12 protein-coding genes and 1 tRNA gene are annotated in these 15,276 nt (G+C 71.4%); 4 read left to right on the forward strand and 9 right to left on the reverse strand.

The genetic code is table 11. The features are described from left to right. Nucleotides 1-87: 87 nt before the first annotated feature. The 6 genes from ACLIYP_RS09130 to ACLIYP_RS09155 all read right to left on the reverse strand — a co-directional run bounded on the left by ACLIYP_RS09130 (nucleotide 88) and on the right by ACLIYP_RS09155 (nucleotide 7,539). Nucleotides 88-1,767, reverse strand: a complete 1,680-nt coding sequence (locus tag ACLIYP_RS09130; RefSeq protein ID WP_412712630.1) for an FAD-binding oxidoreductase — start codon at nucleotides 1,765-1,767, stop codon at nucleotides 88-90. Further along, nucleotides 1,764-3,002, reverse strand: coding sequence for an MFS transporter (locus ACLIYP_RS09135; protein ID WP_412712631.1), 1,239 nt, complete (start codon nucleotides 3,000-3,002; stop codon nucleotides 1,764-1,766). The genes ACLIYP_RS09130 and ACLIYP_RS09135 overlap by 4 nt, the downstream gene beginning before the upstream one ends. Nucleotides 3,003-3,096: 94 nt before the next feature. Further along, the gene (locus ACLIYP_RS09140; protein WP_412712632.1) at nucleotides 3,097-3,891 is read right to left on the reverse strand and encodes an SDR family NAD(P)-dependent oxidoreductase; all 795 of its coding nucleotides are present in this window, start codon (nucleotides 3,889-3,891) and stop codon (nucleotides 3,097-3,099) included. Between the two features lie 199 nt (nucleotides 3,892-4,090). Then, nucleotides 4,091-5,008: a UTP--glucose-1-phosphate uridylyltransferase gene (locus ACLIYP_RS09145; RefSeq protein WP_412712633.1), complete on the reverse strand. Its 918-nt coding sequence runs from the start codon at nucleotides 5,006-5,008 to the stop codon at nucleotides 4,091-4,093. Nucleotides 5,009-5,214: 206 nt separating this feature from the next. Further along, nucleotides 5,215-6,453, reverse strand: a complete 1,239-nt coding sequence (locus ACLIYP_RS09150; protein ID WP_412712634.1) for an IS701 family transposase — start codon at nucleotides 6,451-6,453, stop codon at nucleotides 5,215-5,217. Between the two features lie 1,012 nt (nucleotides 6,454-7,465). Continuing rightward, nucleotides 7,466-7,539, reverse strand: a tRNA-Gly gene (locus ACLIYP_RS09155). Nucleotides 7,540-7,772: 233 nt separating this feature from the next. Here ACLIYP_RS09155 and ACLIYP_RS09160 point away from each other — a divergent pair. The 3 genes from ACLIYP_RS09160 to ACLIYP_RS09170 all read left to right on the forward strand — a co-directional run bounded on the left by ACLIYP_RS09160 (nucleotide 7,773) and on the right by ACLIYP_RS09170 (nucleotide 9,198). Continuing rightward, nucleotides 7,773-7,961, forward strand: a complete 189-nt coding sequence (locus tag ACLIYP_RS09160) for a hypothetical protein (RefSeq protein WP_412712635.1) — start codon at nucleotides 7,773-7,775, stop codon at nucleotides 7,959-7,961. Nucleotides 7,962-8,063: 102 nt separating this feature from the next. Continuing rightward, nucleotides 8,064-8,639: a dCTP deaminase gene (gene dcd / locus ACLIYP_RS09165; RefSeq protein ID WP_093657735.1), complete on the forward strand. Its 576-nt coding sequence runs from the start codon at nucleotides 8,064-8,066 to the stop codon at nucleotides 8,637-8,639. Nucleotides 8,640-8,700: 61 nt separating this feature from the next. After that, entirely contained in the window at nucleotides 8,701-9,198 is a 498-nt protein-coding gene (locus ACLIYP_RS09170; protein WP_412712636.1) for a phosphoribosyltransferase, read from the forward strand. Nucleotides 9,199-9,275: 77 nt separating this feature from the next. Here ACLIYP_RS09170 and ACLIYP_RS09175 read toward each other — a convergent pair whose 3' ends face one another. Then, nucleotides 9,276-10,340 carry a Yip1 family protein gene (locus ACLIYP_RS09175; protein WP_412712637.1) on the reverse strand — a complete coding sequence of 355 codons (1,065 nt, stop codon included), beginning with the start codon at nucleotides 10,338-10,340 and terminating at the stop codon, nucleotides 9,276-9,278. 186 nt (nucleotides 10,341-10,526) lie between these two features. Further along, nucleotides 10,527-12,002 carry an FG-GAP-like repeat-containing protein gene (locus ACLIYP_RS09180; protein ID WP_412712638.1) on the reverse strand — a complete coding sequence of 492 codons (1,476 nt, stop codon included), beginning with the start codon at nucleotides 12,000-12,002 and terminating at the stop codon, nucleotides 10,527-10,529. Nucleotides 12,003-12,223: 221 nt separating this feature from the next. Here ACLIYP_RS09180 and ACLIYP_RS09185 point away from each other — a divergent pair, with 221 nt between their 5' ends. Continuing rightward, the gene (locus tag ACLIYP_RS09185; RefSeq protein ID WP_412712639.1) at nucleotides 12,224-12,817 is read left to right on the forward strand and encodes a hypothetical protein; all 594 of its coding nucleotides are present in this window, start codon (nucleotides 12,224-12,226) and stop codon (nucleotides 12,815-12,817) included. A 119-nt stretch (nucleotides 12,818-12,936) separates the two neighbouring features. On the opposite strand, the gene ACLIYP_RS09190 is transcribed toward ACLIYP_RS09185, so the two are convergent. Next, nucleotides 12,937-15,228, reverse strand: coding sequence for a (Fe-S)-binding protein (locus tag ACLIYP_RS09190; RefSeq protein ID WP_412712640.1), 2,292 nt, complete (start codon nucleotides 15,226-15,228; stop codon nucleotides 12,937-12,939). Between the last annotated feature and the right edge of the window lie 48 nt (nucleotides 15,229-15,276).

A 15,276-nucleotide genomic window follows, 5' to 3' on the forward strand; every position in this document is an offset into this window, starting at 1 on the left:
TGGGAACGGGCGATTGAGCGGAAACGGTGCGATCGGGGCGGCGGGCGCCGGCGCAGGGGTCGGTCCGGTGCCCGCCGGTGCGCGTGGTCAGCGCTTCGCGGGCTCCACGGACAGGGAGTGGCGGAAGAAGTTGCCCGGGTCCCAGCGCCGCTTGACCTGCCGCAGCCTGGGGTAGTTGTCCTTGTAGTAGAGCGTGTGCCAGGGCGTGCCCGAGCGGTTGTAGCGCGGGTCGGCCATGTCGCTGTCGGCGTAGTTGATGTAGCAGCCGTCGGTGCGCCCGTTGATCTCCGGGACGCCTCCGGTCTCGGCGAAGAACTCCTCGTAGAGGTCCCGGATCCAGTCCATGTAGAACTGGTCGTCCCGCTCGTCCGGCCAGAACGTCTGGAAGGTCATCTTGAAGACCGAGTCGCGCTGGGCGTTGGCCGTGGCGTCCGGTGCGACCGCGTTGACCCGGCCACCGAAGGAGAACAGCACCAGCATGGTGTCGGGGTTGTGGAAGTCCGGGCGGGTCATGTACTTGTACAGCGCGGCTATCTGGTGGTCGGAGAAGTTCTCCCGCATGTAGCCGGACTTGTGCGCCGCTCGTGACATGGGGTCGGTGATCGTCGGGTTGTTGGTGCCGACCATGCGCGTCGCCTTGAGCCACGGCATCTCGCGCGGCTCCGCGAGGTTGGGCATGTACCCGATCTCGCCGGAGGCCTTCTCCATCGCGCGGGGGGCGACGCCCGTGCCCGCCGTGAGCGCCGAGAGGTAGTCGTCCAGGAGCCGACGCGCCCCCGGCACGGTCGCGTCGACCTGGGTGAAGACGCTCAGGCTGCCGTGCGCCTTGGAGTTGACGTTGAACAGGCTGGACAGGTGCCGGTACTCGGAGTCCGGCGCACTGTTCGCCTCGTGCCAGGCCCCGAAGTTCTTCAGCAGCCGGGTGAAGGACGCCTCGGTTATCTCGGACCAGGGCAGGTCGACGGCGCTGACCAGGACGCTGGAGGGCGGGGAGACCAGCTGGTCGCCGGGCTTGCGGCCGAAGGCGTCGGGGGACCGGAACCAGTAGCACGTGACCAGGCCGAAGTTGCCCCCGCCCCCGCCCGCGTGTGCCCACCACAGATCCTGGTTCGGGTCGTCCTCCTCCCGGGTGGCGACGACGGTGCGCACCCGGCCCCGCTCGTCGATGGTGACGACCTCGACCGCGTACAGGTGGTCCACCACGAGTCCGTGGGCGCGCGAGAGCAGACCGTAGCCGCCGCCGCTGATGTGGCCGCCCGTGCCGACGCTGTAGCAGATGCCGCCGGGTATCGTCACGCCCCAGCCCTTGTAGAGGGCCTCGTAGACGTTCAGCAGCCGGGCTCCCGACTCGACGCGGAAGGCACGCATCCGCGGGTCGTAGTCCACGTCCGTCATCTCGGAGAAGTCGAGGATGACCTCGACCTCGGGGTTGCAGACCAGATCGGCGAAGCAGTGGCCGCCGCTGCGGACGGAGACCCGCTTGCCGGCCCGGAAGGCCGTGCGCAGGGCGTCCTCGGCCTCCTTGGCGGAGCGGATCATCCTGATGTAGTCGGGGCGCGAGACGTACCGCTGGTTGTTGCCCGTGGTCAGCAGCTCGTACCGGGGGTCGTCCGGCCCGATGACCGCGCCGGCGCCGGTCGTGCGGCCGGCGGCCCTGGCGGGCGGGGCCGCCGCGGTGGCGAGCCCGGTGGCCGCCACGGTGGCGCCGCCGACGAGGGTCGCGCCACCGGCCAGCACGGAGCGCCGGTTCGGGGGTCTGTCCGTCATGAGTACCTCGCATGGTCGTCGTGACGACCGGGCTGTTCCCGGTCGGAGAGCTCCGGGACGGCCGGTCCCGGCACGGAGCGCGGACGGAGCGCCGACCGCCGGTCGAGCGCCCCGGAGAACAGGGCGACACCGAGGCCGGTCGCGGCCAGGCCCGCACCGATCCAGTTCGGCGCGGTGTAGCCCAGTCCGTGGTCGATGGCGGCACCGCTGAGCGAAGCGCCCAGGGCGTTGCCGAGGTTGAAGGCGGCGATGTTGGCCGCCGACGCCAGGGCGGGCGCGCCCTGGGCCTTCTGCATGACGCGCATCTGGAGCGGCGGGACGGTGGCGAAGCCCACCGCGCCGAAGACCGCGATGGTCACCGCCGCCGTGATCCGGTTGCCCGAGGTGAAGGCGAACACCGCCAGCACCAGGGTCAGCGAGCCCAGCACCAGGTAGAGGGTGGGCATCAGCGCCCGGTCGGCGGCCCGGCCGCCGACCACGTTCCCGACGGTCAGCCCCAGGCCGAACAGGACGAGCAGCCAGGAGACCGCCGAGGCGGAGAAGCCGGCCAGGCCGGTCATCATCGGCGCCAGGTAGGTGAACGAGGCGAAGACCCCGGCGAAGCCCAGCGTCGTCATGGTCAGTGCCAGCCACACCTGGGGGAGCCGGAACACCGCCAGCTCCGCGCGCAGGCCCTTCCCGGTGTCGCGGGCCTGGCGCGGTACGAGTGCGGTGATGCCCAGCATCCCGGCCGCCCCCAGCGCCGTGACCGCCCAGAAGGTGGAACGCCAGCCGAATTGCTGCCCGAGCATCGTGCCCAGGGGCACGCCCAGGACGTTGGCGAGGGTCAGCCCGGTGAACATCAGCGCGACGGCGCTCGCCCTGCGTTCCGGGGCCACCAGGCCGGCCGCGACGACGGAACCGACGCCGAAGAACGCCCCGTGGCACAGCGCCGCGACCAGACGGCCGGCCATCAGCACGCCGTACCCGGGGGCCAGCGCGCAGAGCGCGTTGCCGGCGACGAAGACCCCCATGAGCAGCAGCAGCATGGTCTTGCGCGGCAGCCTGTTCCCCGCGGCCGTCATCAGCGGGGCGCCGACCACCACCCCGAGGGCGTATCCGGTGACCAGCATCCCGGCACTCGGGATGGACACGGACAGGTCGTCCGCCAGTTCGGGGAGCAGTCCTACGATCACGAACTCGGTGGTGCCGATGCCGAAGGCACCGAGGGCGAGCGCGAGGAGTGCCGCTGGCACAGGGGCTCCTTTCCCGGAAGGCCGGGCGACCGCCCCGCGCGGGACGCGGTGTGGCGTGCGTCGCGCGGGGCCTGCCGCGGGGTTGGGGGGGGGGTCAGATCTGTCGCAGGGCGCCGCCGTCGACGGCCCATTCGGCGCCGGTGACCTGCCGGGCCAGGGGGGAGAGCAGGTAGGCGATCACCCGGGCCACGTCCTCGGGCCGGCCGATCCGCCCGCTGGGCAGTCGGCGCTCCTCCCGGATGAAGTGGTCCACCGCGTCGTCGGGAGACATGCCGTACCGCTCCCCGAGCTGCTCGGCGAAACCGCCGGGAGCGTCGAACAGCGCGGTCCGGGTCGGCCCCGGCGACACGATGTTGGAGCGGATGCCCAGCGGACCGAACTCCGCCGTCAGCGACTTGGAGACCGAGAGCAGCGCCGTCTTCGTCGCCGCGTAGTCGACCAGCGGCGCGTCGGGGAACCGGGCCGCCTCGCTGGCGAGATGGACCAGGCTCCCCGAACCCTGCTCGATCAGCACGGGCAGGACGGCCTTCGTCATCCGCACCAGCGAGTGGAAGTTGAGTTCGAAGGTCTCCTTCCAGTGCTCGTCGGTGACGTGCAGGAAGCCTCCGCGGGAGGAGAGCCCGCCGACGTTGTTCACCAGGCCGTCGATACGGCCGTACCGCTCCAGTGCCGCACGGGTGACCCGCTCGGCGGCGTCGGGATCGGTGACGTCGGCGCGCACGGAGGTCACCCGGCCGCCGCCGTCGTCCAGCGCGTCGACGGGCCCGGTGTTCCTGGCCACCCCGACCACACTGGCGCCCTCGGCGGCCAGCAGCCGGGCGGTGGCCTCCCCGATCCCGGCGGACGCTCCGGTGACGATGTACACCTTGCCGGAGATTTCGAGGTCCATCAGCGGGCTTCCTCTCGTGCAGAATGCGGTGCTTTTTTGCGAATGCGGTACAGCGGTGCGGTCAGGTGTTTCGGACGGACGCGGGAAGCCCCGGCCGACCGGGGAATTCGGCACGGTGCGCGACCCGGCCGGAAAATTATTCGGACGGATGCGAGCGGGAGAAACCGAGCGGAAATTCCGGTGCAACAGGACGGCGGTGTCAGGCGCCGGCCGCCGCGGGACTCCTGTCGCCCACGAATTCCTGCAGCCAGTCCCGGAACTCCGGACCGAGGTCCTCGCGGTCCCAGGCGAGGCGGACGATGGTCCGCAGGTAGTCGGCCCGGTCCCCGGTGTCGTACCGGCGGCCGGTGAACACCACCCCGTGCACCGGTCCCGCCGTACCGCTGCCGGCCATCTCGCGGAGCGCGTCCGTGAGCTGGATCTCTCCCCCGTGCCCGGGGCCGGTTCGGCGCAGCACGTCGAACACGCCGGGATCCAGCAGGTAACGTCCGATGACGGCGTAGTTGCTCGGCGCGAGGCCCGCGGGCGGCTTCTCCACCAGATCGGTGACCCGCACCACCCCGGCCTCGTCCGCCGCGGCCACGGCAGCGCAACCGTAGAGCCCGGTCAGCTCCGGGGCCACCTCCATCAGTGCCACGACGCTGCCGCCGTACCGGTGCCGAACCCCGGCCATGCGTTCGAGCAGTACATCGCGCGGGTCGATCAGGTCGTCCCCCAGCAGCACCGCGAACGGCTCGTCGCCGACGTGCGAGGCGGCACGCAGCACCGCGTGGCCCAGCCCCTGCGGATCTCCCTGACGCAGGTAGTGGATGTCCGCCAGGCCGTTGGAGAGCCGGACCTGGGACAGCCGGGTCATGTCGTTCTTCCGCCGCAGGGCTTCCTCGAGTTCGAAGCTGCGGTCGAAGTGGTCCTCCAGCGGGCGCTTGTTGCGCCCGGTCACCATGAGGATGTCCGTCATGCCGGCGGACACCGCCTCCTCGACGACATATTGAATGGCCGGCTTGTCCACTACGGGGAGCATTTCCTTCGGAGTGGCTTTCGTGGCCGGCAGGAACCGTGTGCCTAGTCCGGCAGCCGGAATGACTGCCTTGGTGATCCGAGCTTTCGGTCCGGTCATGTGGAAACAGTATCCGGCGGGCGTACCGGAACGGAACGAGAGCCGCGAGATCGTGGAGAGTTCGGTGATTTCCGGCTGCCGCCGCGCGGTGCCCGGTCCCGTGTACAGCGGTTTTTCCCAAAGGCCGGGCCGGCCGGCGGGCCGACTTGCCAAAAACGTCGCCCGCCGGTGCGGCGCGAGGCCCGGTGCCGGGCCCCGTCCCCGCTCTATACCCCCGTCCGGGCGTAATCGTGCGTCTCCCGCACAGGAGCCACCGGCAGCTCGCCGGGCTGGGCCAGCCGGGCGTAGGCGTACGCGGCGGAGGCGAGCGTCATGTGGTGGTGCCAGCCGGGGAAGGACCGGCCGGCGAAGTCCAGCAGCTCGAACCGGCTGTCCAGGCAGTTGACGGTGTTCGTGGCACTGGTGTGCAGCAGCGCCAGCTCCAGCAGCTCGTCCAGCCGCCGGTGCGTCAGGTTCGTCATCCACAGCAGCCCCGTGCCCCGGCCCTCCGGGACGGGCTGGGTGAACAGGCGGTAGACACCCCGGTCGGTACCGTACAAACGCTGCCCGGAGAGCCGGAACAGCGCCGAGAGCACCGGGACGTGCCGGAACACCCCCTCGGGGCCCATGACGGTGGCCGTGTAGTGGTGCCGGTCGTGGCGCGATCCCAGCAACTCGTCCGCGGTGTGCACGGTCTCCCGCGGGCGCGCGGGGTGGAGCCGCTGGACGTCGGGCCGCCGCTCGGCCACCAACTTGGTGCCCGGGCGCACGGCGACGACGAAACCGCATCCCATCGCCTCCAGACGCGCGACGGCCGGTCCGACGTCGTCGGTGTCGCTCAGGTCAGCGACGACCGGCGCGGGAGGGCCGGAGGTGACGGTCAGCATCTTCTCGACGAGGTCCAGGGAGTCCTTCCACAGCGGCTGCGGCATCACGTCCCCGGGGATGCGGGCCCCCCTCCGCAGTGCCTCCTCCTCCCCCCACTCGGAGGGCATGTAGAGGCGCCAGTCGACGGGGAGGTTGGCCCCGGGGCAGGAGAGGAACAGGGCGGTACCCAGCTGGCAGTTGACCGTGCGCCCGGTGGAGGGGACGAATCTTCGGTGCACGCAGGCGGATCTGCCGCCCCGCTTGGGCGAGACGGCGAACGCGACGGTCCATGCGCGGACGGACGCCCGGCGCTCCACCCACCGGGCCAGCTCGGTACGGGAGGGCTCCCACTTCCACGAACTGCCGCTGACGAACTGCTGGAGTGAGTACCAGGCCGTCGGCGAGCTGGAGACGGATTCCGCGAGGCGCCGCATCGACTTCCTGCCCTGGGTGAAGAGCAGGCCTCGCATGTAGGCGCGCGCCCACTGGCGTTGGTCGGCCCTCGGCAGATGTCCGAAGAGGAGATCGCTGAAGACATCCGCGTCATGGATGTCGGCTGCCGCTCGGTCCAGCGTGCCGGTACCGGTGCTCTGGGGCATTGGTCGAACCCTTCTCTGACGGGGTGTTGGTGACCTTGACGACTTGCCGTGCGCCGGGCCGGGGCGGATCCGTTCGGACGCGGGGAGGGGGCCGGCGCTTGTGCCCGCCGCCCGGCCCGCACCGTAGCGGCCTGTCGGCGGACGCGCGCAACGAGTGGAGCCGGACCGGCCCGCCGTGTCCGCGTGCCGGTGGCGGAACCGTTCCCGGCGCGAAGCTCCGCGCGTAGCGCCGGGCCCGGGCCACAGCCGTTCTGGCGGTTCGGTGCGCCCGTGCCCTCGGCGTCGGGGACACGGAAGAGGGCGGAACGAACGCGGGGTCGTACACCGTCGGCGCTGACGGTCCGCTCAGGGAACCCGGACGGTCATGCCGCCCGCTGTTCCGGGGTACCGCGTGGCATCACGGGCCGGAGGCGGTGCGCCGGAGGAGCGGCTGCGGCCGCTTCTGCGGGCGGTGACTCCGTGCCCGGCGCCTCCGGCAGTTCCGCGGACACGACGGCCCGACCTTCCCGCAGCGCGTGTGCGCCCATCTTTCCCCCTGTGAGAAGCCCCTGGAGAGGGACCCGAAAACCAGCCGCGACATTCGGATACTCACACACGCGTCGTCATGGCCTACGTGCGTACCCGCGAACACCCGTTCCACACCTCTCGTAACAAGCCAGGTACCGTGCAAGCGCACAAGCACAGGGCACATGCAGCGAAACGTTCCTTCGAGCGTCGCGCGCCCGTGCGGGAAAGTCGCAACATCGGCGCGAAAGCGCTGTAGGAGCCTCGTGTTCCGCTTCCGCGTGCCGCTGCCCTTAGCCTTTCCCGGAGCGGCCCGGCGCGTCCGTGGCGAGATCGGGTGCCCCGGCCCCCCGCCGCCGCCCGTCCTCCGGGGCGGAACGAGCCGGGCGGAGCGCCGCCGCACCGTGTCTTTTGCGCCGGGCCGGGGTCCCGGCCCGGCGCCGGCCCGGCGAGCCCTGGGGGTCCGGACAACGAACAAGGCCCAGGTCGCTGACCTGGGCCTTCGTCATGGAGCGGGTGACGGGAATCGAACCCGCGCTCTGAGCTTGGGAAGCTCATGTTCTACCATTAAACTACACCCGCGAGGAGCGGACGATCACGTCGCTCGTCGACGCACACTGTACCCCATCCCAGGCCCCCGGCGCACAGCCGCGGGGTCCTTTTCGTCGTGTCCCCGGGGCGTGTGACGGGCGGGTTTCCGGGAAGCGGGGGAGGGGAGTTGGGGCGTACGGTGGGAGCGGAGCGCCGGGCGCGAGGCAGGCCGATTGATCCCCTAATGTGGCTTTGGTCGTTCACGTAGTGGGGAGAGGCAGGCGATGGAGTCCACCGTCGTTCAGTGTGCCGATGGGCATGTGTTCAGCACCTCGACGTTCCCGATGCAGAACCTCGGCAGCGGCCGGATCGGCCCGGGCCGGCTGCTGCGGTGTCCGCGGTGCGCGCGGCTGAGGCAGGCGGTGCCGGTGGCGCGGCAGGCCGTGGCGGGCATGGAGGTCGTGAGGCGCTGAGACGCCGAGGTGCCGGGGCGGCCGCGGTGAGCGGCCGTGACGGGTGAGGGCACGCGGGCCCGGTGCGCAGGCGCCGGGCCCGCGGTCTGTACGCTCGGCGTCGTGCTTCTCTCAGACAAGGACATCCGGGCCGAGGTCGACTCCGGGCGGGTGAGGATCGATCCGTACGACCCGGCGATGGTGCAGCCGTCCAGCATCGACGTGCGGCTGGACCGCTTCTTCCGGGTGTTCGAGAACCACCGCTACCCCCACATCGACCCCGCGGTCGAGCAGTCGGACCTGACGCGGCTGATCGAGCCGGAGGGGGACGAGCCGTTCATCCTCCACCCGGGGGAGTTCGTGCTGGCCTCCACCTACGAGGTGGTCACCCTGCCCGACGACATCGCCTCCCGGCTGGAGGGCAAGAGCTCGCTGGGACGGCTGGGCCTGCTGACGCACTCCACGGCCGGCTTCATCGACCCCGGCTTCTCCGGGCACGTGACGCTGGAGCTGTCGAACGTGGCGACGCTGCCGATCAAGCTCTGGCCCGGGATGAAGATCGGGCAGCTGTGCATGTTCCGCCTCTCCTCGCCGGCCGAGCACCCCTACGGATCCGCCCGCTACGGCTCCCGCTACCAGGGCCAGCGCGGCCCGACGCCCTCGCGGTCCTACCTGAACTTCCACCGCACGCAGGTCTGAGCGGCGGACCGCCCGGGAACCCGGGCGGTCCGGGCGGGGAACGAGGAGCGAGGAGAGACGCATGGGCGACGAGCGGGAGAACCTGACCTACGAGCTGTTCGGGCAGGCGGTCCGGGAGCTGGCGCAGGCCGTCGCGGACGACGGCTACGAGCCGGACATGATCCTGTCCATCGCGCGCGGCGGGCTGTTCGTCGCCGGAGGGCTCGGTTACGCGCTGGACGTGAAGAACCTGCACGTGATGAACGTGGAGTTCTACACCGGCGTCGGCACGACGCTGGAGATGCCGGTCATGCTGCCGCCGGTGCCCAACGTCGTCGACCTGAGCGAGAAGAGGGTCCTGGTCGCCGACGACGTCGCCGACAGCGGCAGGACGCTCAGGCTGGTGCACGACTTCTGCGCCGCGCACGTGGCCGAGGTGCGGTCAGCGGTGGTCTACGAGAAGCCGCGGTCGCTGGTGAAGTGCGAGTACGTGTGGAAGCACACCGACCGCTGGATCGACTTCCCGTGGAGCGTGGAACCGCCGGTCGTGCGGCGGGAGGGGCAGGTCCTCGACTCCTGACATGCGAAAGGGGGCCCGCGCCGGTGCGCGGGCCCCCTTTCACGTGCGGGCGCATGTGCGGCCTTACCCGCCGCGCCCTACAGCGTGCCGAGCTTGAACAGCGCCAGCAGCGCGACCAGTTGGATCGCGGAGGCGCCCAGCGCCTTCGGCCAGGGCAGGTCGTGCGAGCGGCGGACCATCGAGGTGAGCAGCGCGCCCGCCGCGAGCAGGGTGATCCAGCCGACGACCTGGACCACCGTGGCGCTGCCGCCCAGGAACATCGCCAGCAGCAGTCGCGGGGCGTCCGTGATCGACATGATCAGCATGGACAGGCCGACCGTCGGTGCCCACAGGCCCTCGCCGCCGAGCTGGCGGGCCATGGTGTGGGTGACCACGCCCATCAGCAGGGCTGAGACGACGACGGCCACACCGGTGATCAGCACGAACGGGATCGCGCTGGAGAGCGTGGAGTTGATCGCGTCCTCGCGGGCCTGGTCGAAGCCGAAGACGGCGAGCAGACCGTAGACGAAGGTGACGATGAGCGCCGGGCCCCACACCGAGTGGTCGCGCATCTGCCAGAAGGTGGCGTCGGGGCGCAGCACGATGCCGCTCAGCAGCTGCTTCCAGTGCAGCCGGGGGCCGGAGGGCGCAGCGGGCGGCTGCCCCGCCGCGTAGGTGCCGCCGGCGGTGTAGCCGTCGCCGGCCGGGTGCCCCTGCTGCGGGGCGTGGCCGTGGTCGGGGGCCTCGCCGAAGCTGAACATCTGGGTGTGCCCGGGGTTGTTGGCGGGATCGTGCGAGGCCGGGCGCACATGGCCGCCGTGCCCGGGGTGGTGGCCGCCGTGGCCCGGGTCGCCGAAGTACTCCGGCTCGCCGTGGCCCCCGCCGCCCTGCCGCCACAGGGTGTGCCCGGGCTGCTGACCGGGCTGACCGGGCTGACCGGGCTGTACGGGCTGCTGCCCCGGCTGCGCGGGAGGCGCGTACGGCGGCTGCCCGTACGTGCCGGGAGCCTGCTGCGGGGGGCGGTGCCCTTGCTGTCGTGCGTTCCGGGGATCCCGGCCGTGTCCCATCCTGAATCCAGCCACGCCTTCGAACGTACCGTGTTCCGCCGGACGTGGTGCCGCGGTCCGGGCGGAGGGGCGCGCATTGCCGCCGAGCTGTGACATCCCCTGGGGGACCCCCGTAGGGGAGGCCCCGGGGCGGGGGTGGGGCTGTCCGGGGGGAGGCGCCGTGAGGACGGGCCGGGGGGACGCCCGGGGGAGGGGACACGGGACGCCCCGTGGGGCCCGGCCGGCGGGCCGGGCCCCACGGGGGTGTGCGCGCAAGCGGTCGTGGAAGCGGTGCGGAAGGCGTCAGCCGGCGAAGTTGACGCCGAACAGCGGGGTGCCGGCCGAGGAGACGCCCACCCTGCTGACGGAGAGGAAGTAGCCGCCGCCGGCGATCCGCGTCCCGTCGGAACGGAGCGCGGTGACCGCGCCGTTGCCGTTGTTCTCGCCCAGGGCGCCGACCGTCAGGTCCGCCAGGCCGTCGTCGTTCATGTCGGCGAGGTGGACGTCGCTGCCGAACTGGTCCTCGGTCTCGTTGCCGCCGGGGACGCCGGGGGAGTCCTGGTGGATGAGCTGGGAGCCGGCGCCGGTGAGGCCGGAGCCGTCCGACGCGCCGTACAGGACGACGACCGCGCCGGTGTACTTCGCCTCGCCCAGGGACTCGCCGGGTGTGCCGACGGCGAGGTCGAGGTGGCCGTCGCCGTTGACGTCGCCCAGGTCCAGCTCGGCGCCGAAGCCGTCGTACCGCTCCGAGCCGCCGGGGACGCCGGGGGAGTCCTGGGTGAAGGACCGGCGGGCGCCGTTCGGGCCGGAGGGGGAGCCGTGGAGGACGTTGACCAGGCCGCCGGTGCGGCTGCCGGGGACGCCGGAGTCCGCGTCGAAGTCCATGCCGATGACGATGTCGCCGAAGCCGTCGCTGTTGACGTCGCCGATGTCGGTGATCAGACCGGCGGGGAGCTTCTGCTGGCCGCTCGCGGTCAGGCCGGAGGCGGAGCCGGGGACGTAGTAGTTGGCGTTCCAGTGGTAGTCGCCGCCGTCGGTTGCGTCCCTCTCGTAGCCGTCCACGACCAGATCGGCGATGTCGTCGCCGTTGACGTCGCCGGAGTGGAGGTTCATCGGGCCGGTGTCCGCTCCGCTGAGGATGGCGGGGCGGACGCCGTAGGCGCCGCCGTACTCCCCCTTGCCCTTGCCGAAGCCGCCGCGGAAGACGCGGACGTAGGAGGAGCTGGTGCCGACGGCCAGGTCGGCCAGGTCGTCGCCGTCGTAGTCGGCGGCGTCCAGCACGTAGCCGAAGCGGTCGTGGGAGCCCGGGGAGGGGTCGGGGACGGTGGTGCCCCCGTACAGGCCCGAGGCGGAGCCCCAGATGATCTGCACCGTGCCGCCGTTGACGTCGTCGCCGACCTTCTCGCGCGGGGTGCCGACGGCGAGGTCGGTGAAGCCGTCGTTGTTGAAGTCGGCCGCGGTGGTGTCGTGGCCGAAGCCGTCGCCGGTCTCGGACGCGCCGGGCACCCCGGGGCTGTCCTGGCTGATGAGGGTCCGCTTGGAGCTGGTGGTGATGCCCGCGGCGGAGCCGTAGAGCACCACGACCTGACCGGCCCTCGCCTGCCCGTTGACGGTGGCGAAGGGGGCCGAGACGGCGAGGTCGCGGAAGCCGTCGCCGTTGAAGTCGGCGGTCGGGCGGTCGCCTTCGGCGGCGGCCGAACCGGCGGTGGCGGCCATCAGGCCGCCGGTCAGGGCCGCCACGGTCGCGGCCGCGAGGGCCGTACGGAAACGATTGTGCACTCGGAACTCTCCTGCTGCACGAGGAGGATGCCGCCAGGCATCCCGGGCTGATGCGGCCAAATCCGCCCGTTTCACCGGGTGTTGGCCAGGAATTAACGCGGAGGTGGCCCACAGGAGACATCCGGGGAGGCGCCGGGGTTGTACGGGAGGCGGGATTTTCTTCACCGGGCGGCACGGCACCGTCTGTCGCCGGTGCGGGTTCGTCGGCCATACTGCCCGCCGTGGAACAGCTCAGAGGTCCGGTCATCCCGCCCGTAACCGCAGCCGGCACCGATCCGGCCTACATCCCCGGCCTCACCCCGCCCGGCCCGGACCGGGCCGGTGAGGAGGCCGCCGCCGAGGAGGTGGAGCAGACAGAGCAGGAGACCCCCTCCGGGGAGACCTCCGGGGAGGCGTCCGGGGAGGCGGTCCCAGAGGAGCCGGCCGAGGACGCCGCCGGGAGCGCCGGTCCGTCCTCCGGGGCGGCCGCGGCCGGTGAGCAGGAGGCCGGCGACCGGGACGAGGACGGGGAGCGGGACGGCGGTGAGCAGGAGGCCGGGCCCGTCTTCGAGGCGTCCGACCGCCGCGGTTCGATCGCCGCCGGCCCCTTCGGGCTGGTGTTCCGGCTGGACGGCGAGGAGGCCCGGTTCTCCTGGGACGAGATCGGCGCGGTCGAGACGGACCTCCCGCGCTTCGGGCGCCGGTTCTCCGTGTCGGTCTGCACGACCGCCCGCCGCTGGTACGAGGCCGATGTCGACGCGCCGTCCCGGAAGGCCCTGAAGGAGTGGGACGAGGAGTTCGACGCCGTCCTGGACGAGTGGTTCGACGAGGACTGAGAGAGGGCCGGGGCCGGCACGGCACGGCGGAAAAGACATGGCAGACGGCGGTGGCCGGCCCCGCGTTCCGCGGGGCCGGCCACCGCCGTCCTTGCCGCGTGCCGCCCGGAGCGCGACCGCTACGCGGCCGGCTCGGGCTCGGGGGCCGACTCCGTACCGGCCGGGCCCTCCGGCTCCGCCGGGGTCTTGACCGACTCCAGCAGGAGCTGGGCGACGTCCACGACCTGGACGTTCTCCTTGGCCTTGCCCTCGTTCTTCTTGCCGTTGACCGAGTCGGTCAGCATCACCAGGCAGAACGGGCAGGCGGTGGAGACGATGTCCGGGTTCAGCGACAGCGCCTCGTCCACGCGCTCGGTGTTGATGCGCTTGCCGATGCGCTCCTCCATCCACATCCGCGCACCGCCGGCGCCGCAGCAGAAGCCCCGCTCCTTGTGGCGGTGCATCTCCTCGTTGCGCAGGCCGGGCACGCGGCCGATGATCTCGCGCGGCGGCGTGTAGACCTTGTTGTGGCGGCCCAGGTAGCACGGGTCGTGGTAGGTGATCAGACCCTCGACCGGCGTGACCGGCACCAGGCGGCCCTCGTCGATGAGGTGCTGGAGCAGCTGGGTGTGGTGGATGACCTCGTAGTGCCCGCCGAGCTGCGGGTACTCGTTGGCGATCGTGTTGAAGCAGTGCGGGCAGGTCGCGACGATCTTCTTCTTGGACCGCTCGACGGTGACGCCCTCCTCGCCGTCCTCGTCCGGGGCGGACTCGCCGAAGGCCATGTTCAGCATCGCCACGTTCTCGGCGCCGAGCTGCTGGAAGAGGAACTCGTTGCCCAGGCGGCGGGGGGAGTCGCCGCTGCACTTCTCGTCGCCGCCCATGATCGCGAACTTCACGCCCGCGATGTGCAGCAGCTCGGCGAAGGCCTTGGTGGTCTTCTTGGCCCGGTCCTCCAGGGCACCGGCGCAGCCGACCCAGTACAGGTAGTCGACCTCGGTGAGGTCCTCGATGTCCTTGCCGACGACCGGGACCTCGAAGCCCGTCTCCCGCTGGAGCTCCTTCGTCCACTCAAGGCGCTGCTTCTTGGCCAGGCCCCAGGGGTTGCCCTTCTTCTCCAGGTTCTTGAGCATCGTGCCCGCCTCGGACGGGAACGCGGACTCGATCATCACCTGGTAGCGGCGCATGTCGACGATGTGGTCGACGTGCTCGATGTCGACGGGGCACTGCTCGACGCAGGCGCCGCAGGTGGTGCAGGACCACAGCACGTCCGGGTCGATGACGCCGTTCTCCTCCAGCGTCCCGATCAGCGGGCGCTCGGCCTCGGCCAGGGCGGCTGCGGGAACGTCCCTGAGCTGCTCCTCGGTGGCCCTCTCCTCGCCCTCCATGGTCTTGCCGCCACCGGCCAGCAGGTAGGGGGCCTTGGCGTGCGCGTGGTCGCGCAGCGACATGATCAGCAGCTTGGGCGACAGCGGCTTGCCGGTGTTCCAGGCGGGGCACTGCGACTGGCAGCGGCCGCACTCGGTGCAGGTGGAGAAGTCGAGGATGCCCTTCCAGGAGAACTGCTCGACCTGGGAGACGCCGAAGGTGTCGTCCTCGCCCGGGTCCTCGAAGTCGATCGGCCTGCCGCCCGAGGTCATCGGCTGGAGCGGGCCGAGGGCGACCTCGCCGTTGGACTCGCGCTTGAACCAGATGTTGGGGAACGCCAGGAAGCGGTGCCAGGCGACGCCCATGTCGATGTTGAGGCTGACGGTGATCATCCAGATCATCGTCGTGCCGAGCTTCACCATGGCGGTGAGGTAGACGAGGTTCTGCAGGGTGCCCGTGCTCAGCCCGTCGAAGGCGGCCACCAGCGGGTACGAGGCGAAGTACGCGGCCTCGTAGCCGTCCACGCCGTGCAGCGCGCCCTCCAGGCCGCGCAGGACGAGGATGGCGAGGCCGATGATCAGGATGACGTACTCGACGAAGTACGCCTGCCAGGCGGTCGAGCCGGCGAAGCGCGACTTGCGGCCCGGGCGGGTGGGCAGGTTGAGCAGCCGGATCACGATCAGGGTGAGGATGCCCACCGTGGTCATCAGGGCGATGAACTCGATGTACATCTCGTACGGCAGGAAGCCGCCGAGGACGGGCAGCACCCAGTCGGCCTGGAAGAGCTGGCCGTACGCGGTGATGATCGTCAGGCCGAGGGTGAGGAAGCCGATCGCCACGAACCAGTGCGCGACGCCGACGACGCCCCAGCGGTTCATCCGGGTGTGGCCGAGGAACTCCTTGGCCAGGGTGATGGTGCGCTGCCTGGGGTCGTCCGTGCGTGTGCCCGCCGGGACCGGTTGGCCGAGCTTGACGAAGCGGTAGATCTGCGCGACGGCGCGTGCCAAGAGCGCTACGCCGACCGCGGTGAGTACCAGCGAGACGACGATCGCGGCGAGTTGCATGGCGGCTCCTCGAACCTGCGGGGGCGGTGCCTGCGGCTGCAGACTTAC

The sequence above is a fragment of the Streptomyces nanhaiensis genome, assembly GCF_046614825.1.
GTDB classification, from domain to species: domain Bacteria; phylum Actinomycetota; class Actinomycetes; order Streptomycetales; family Streptomycetaceae; genus Streptomyces; species Streptomyces radiopugnans.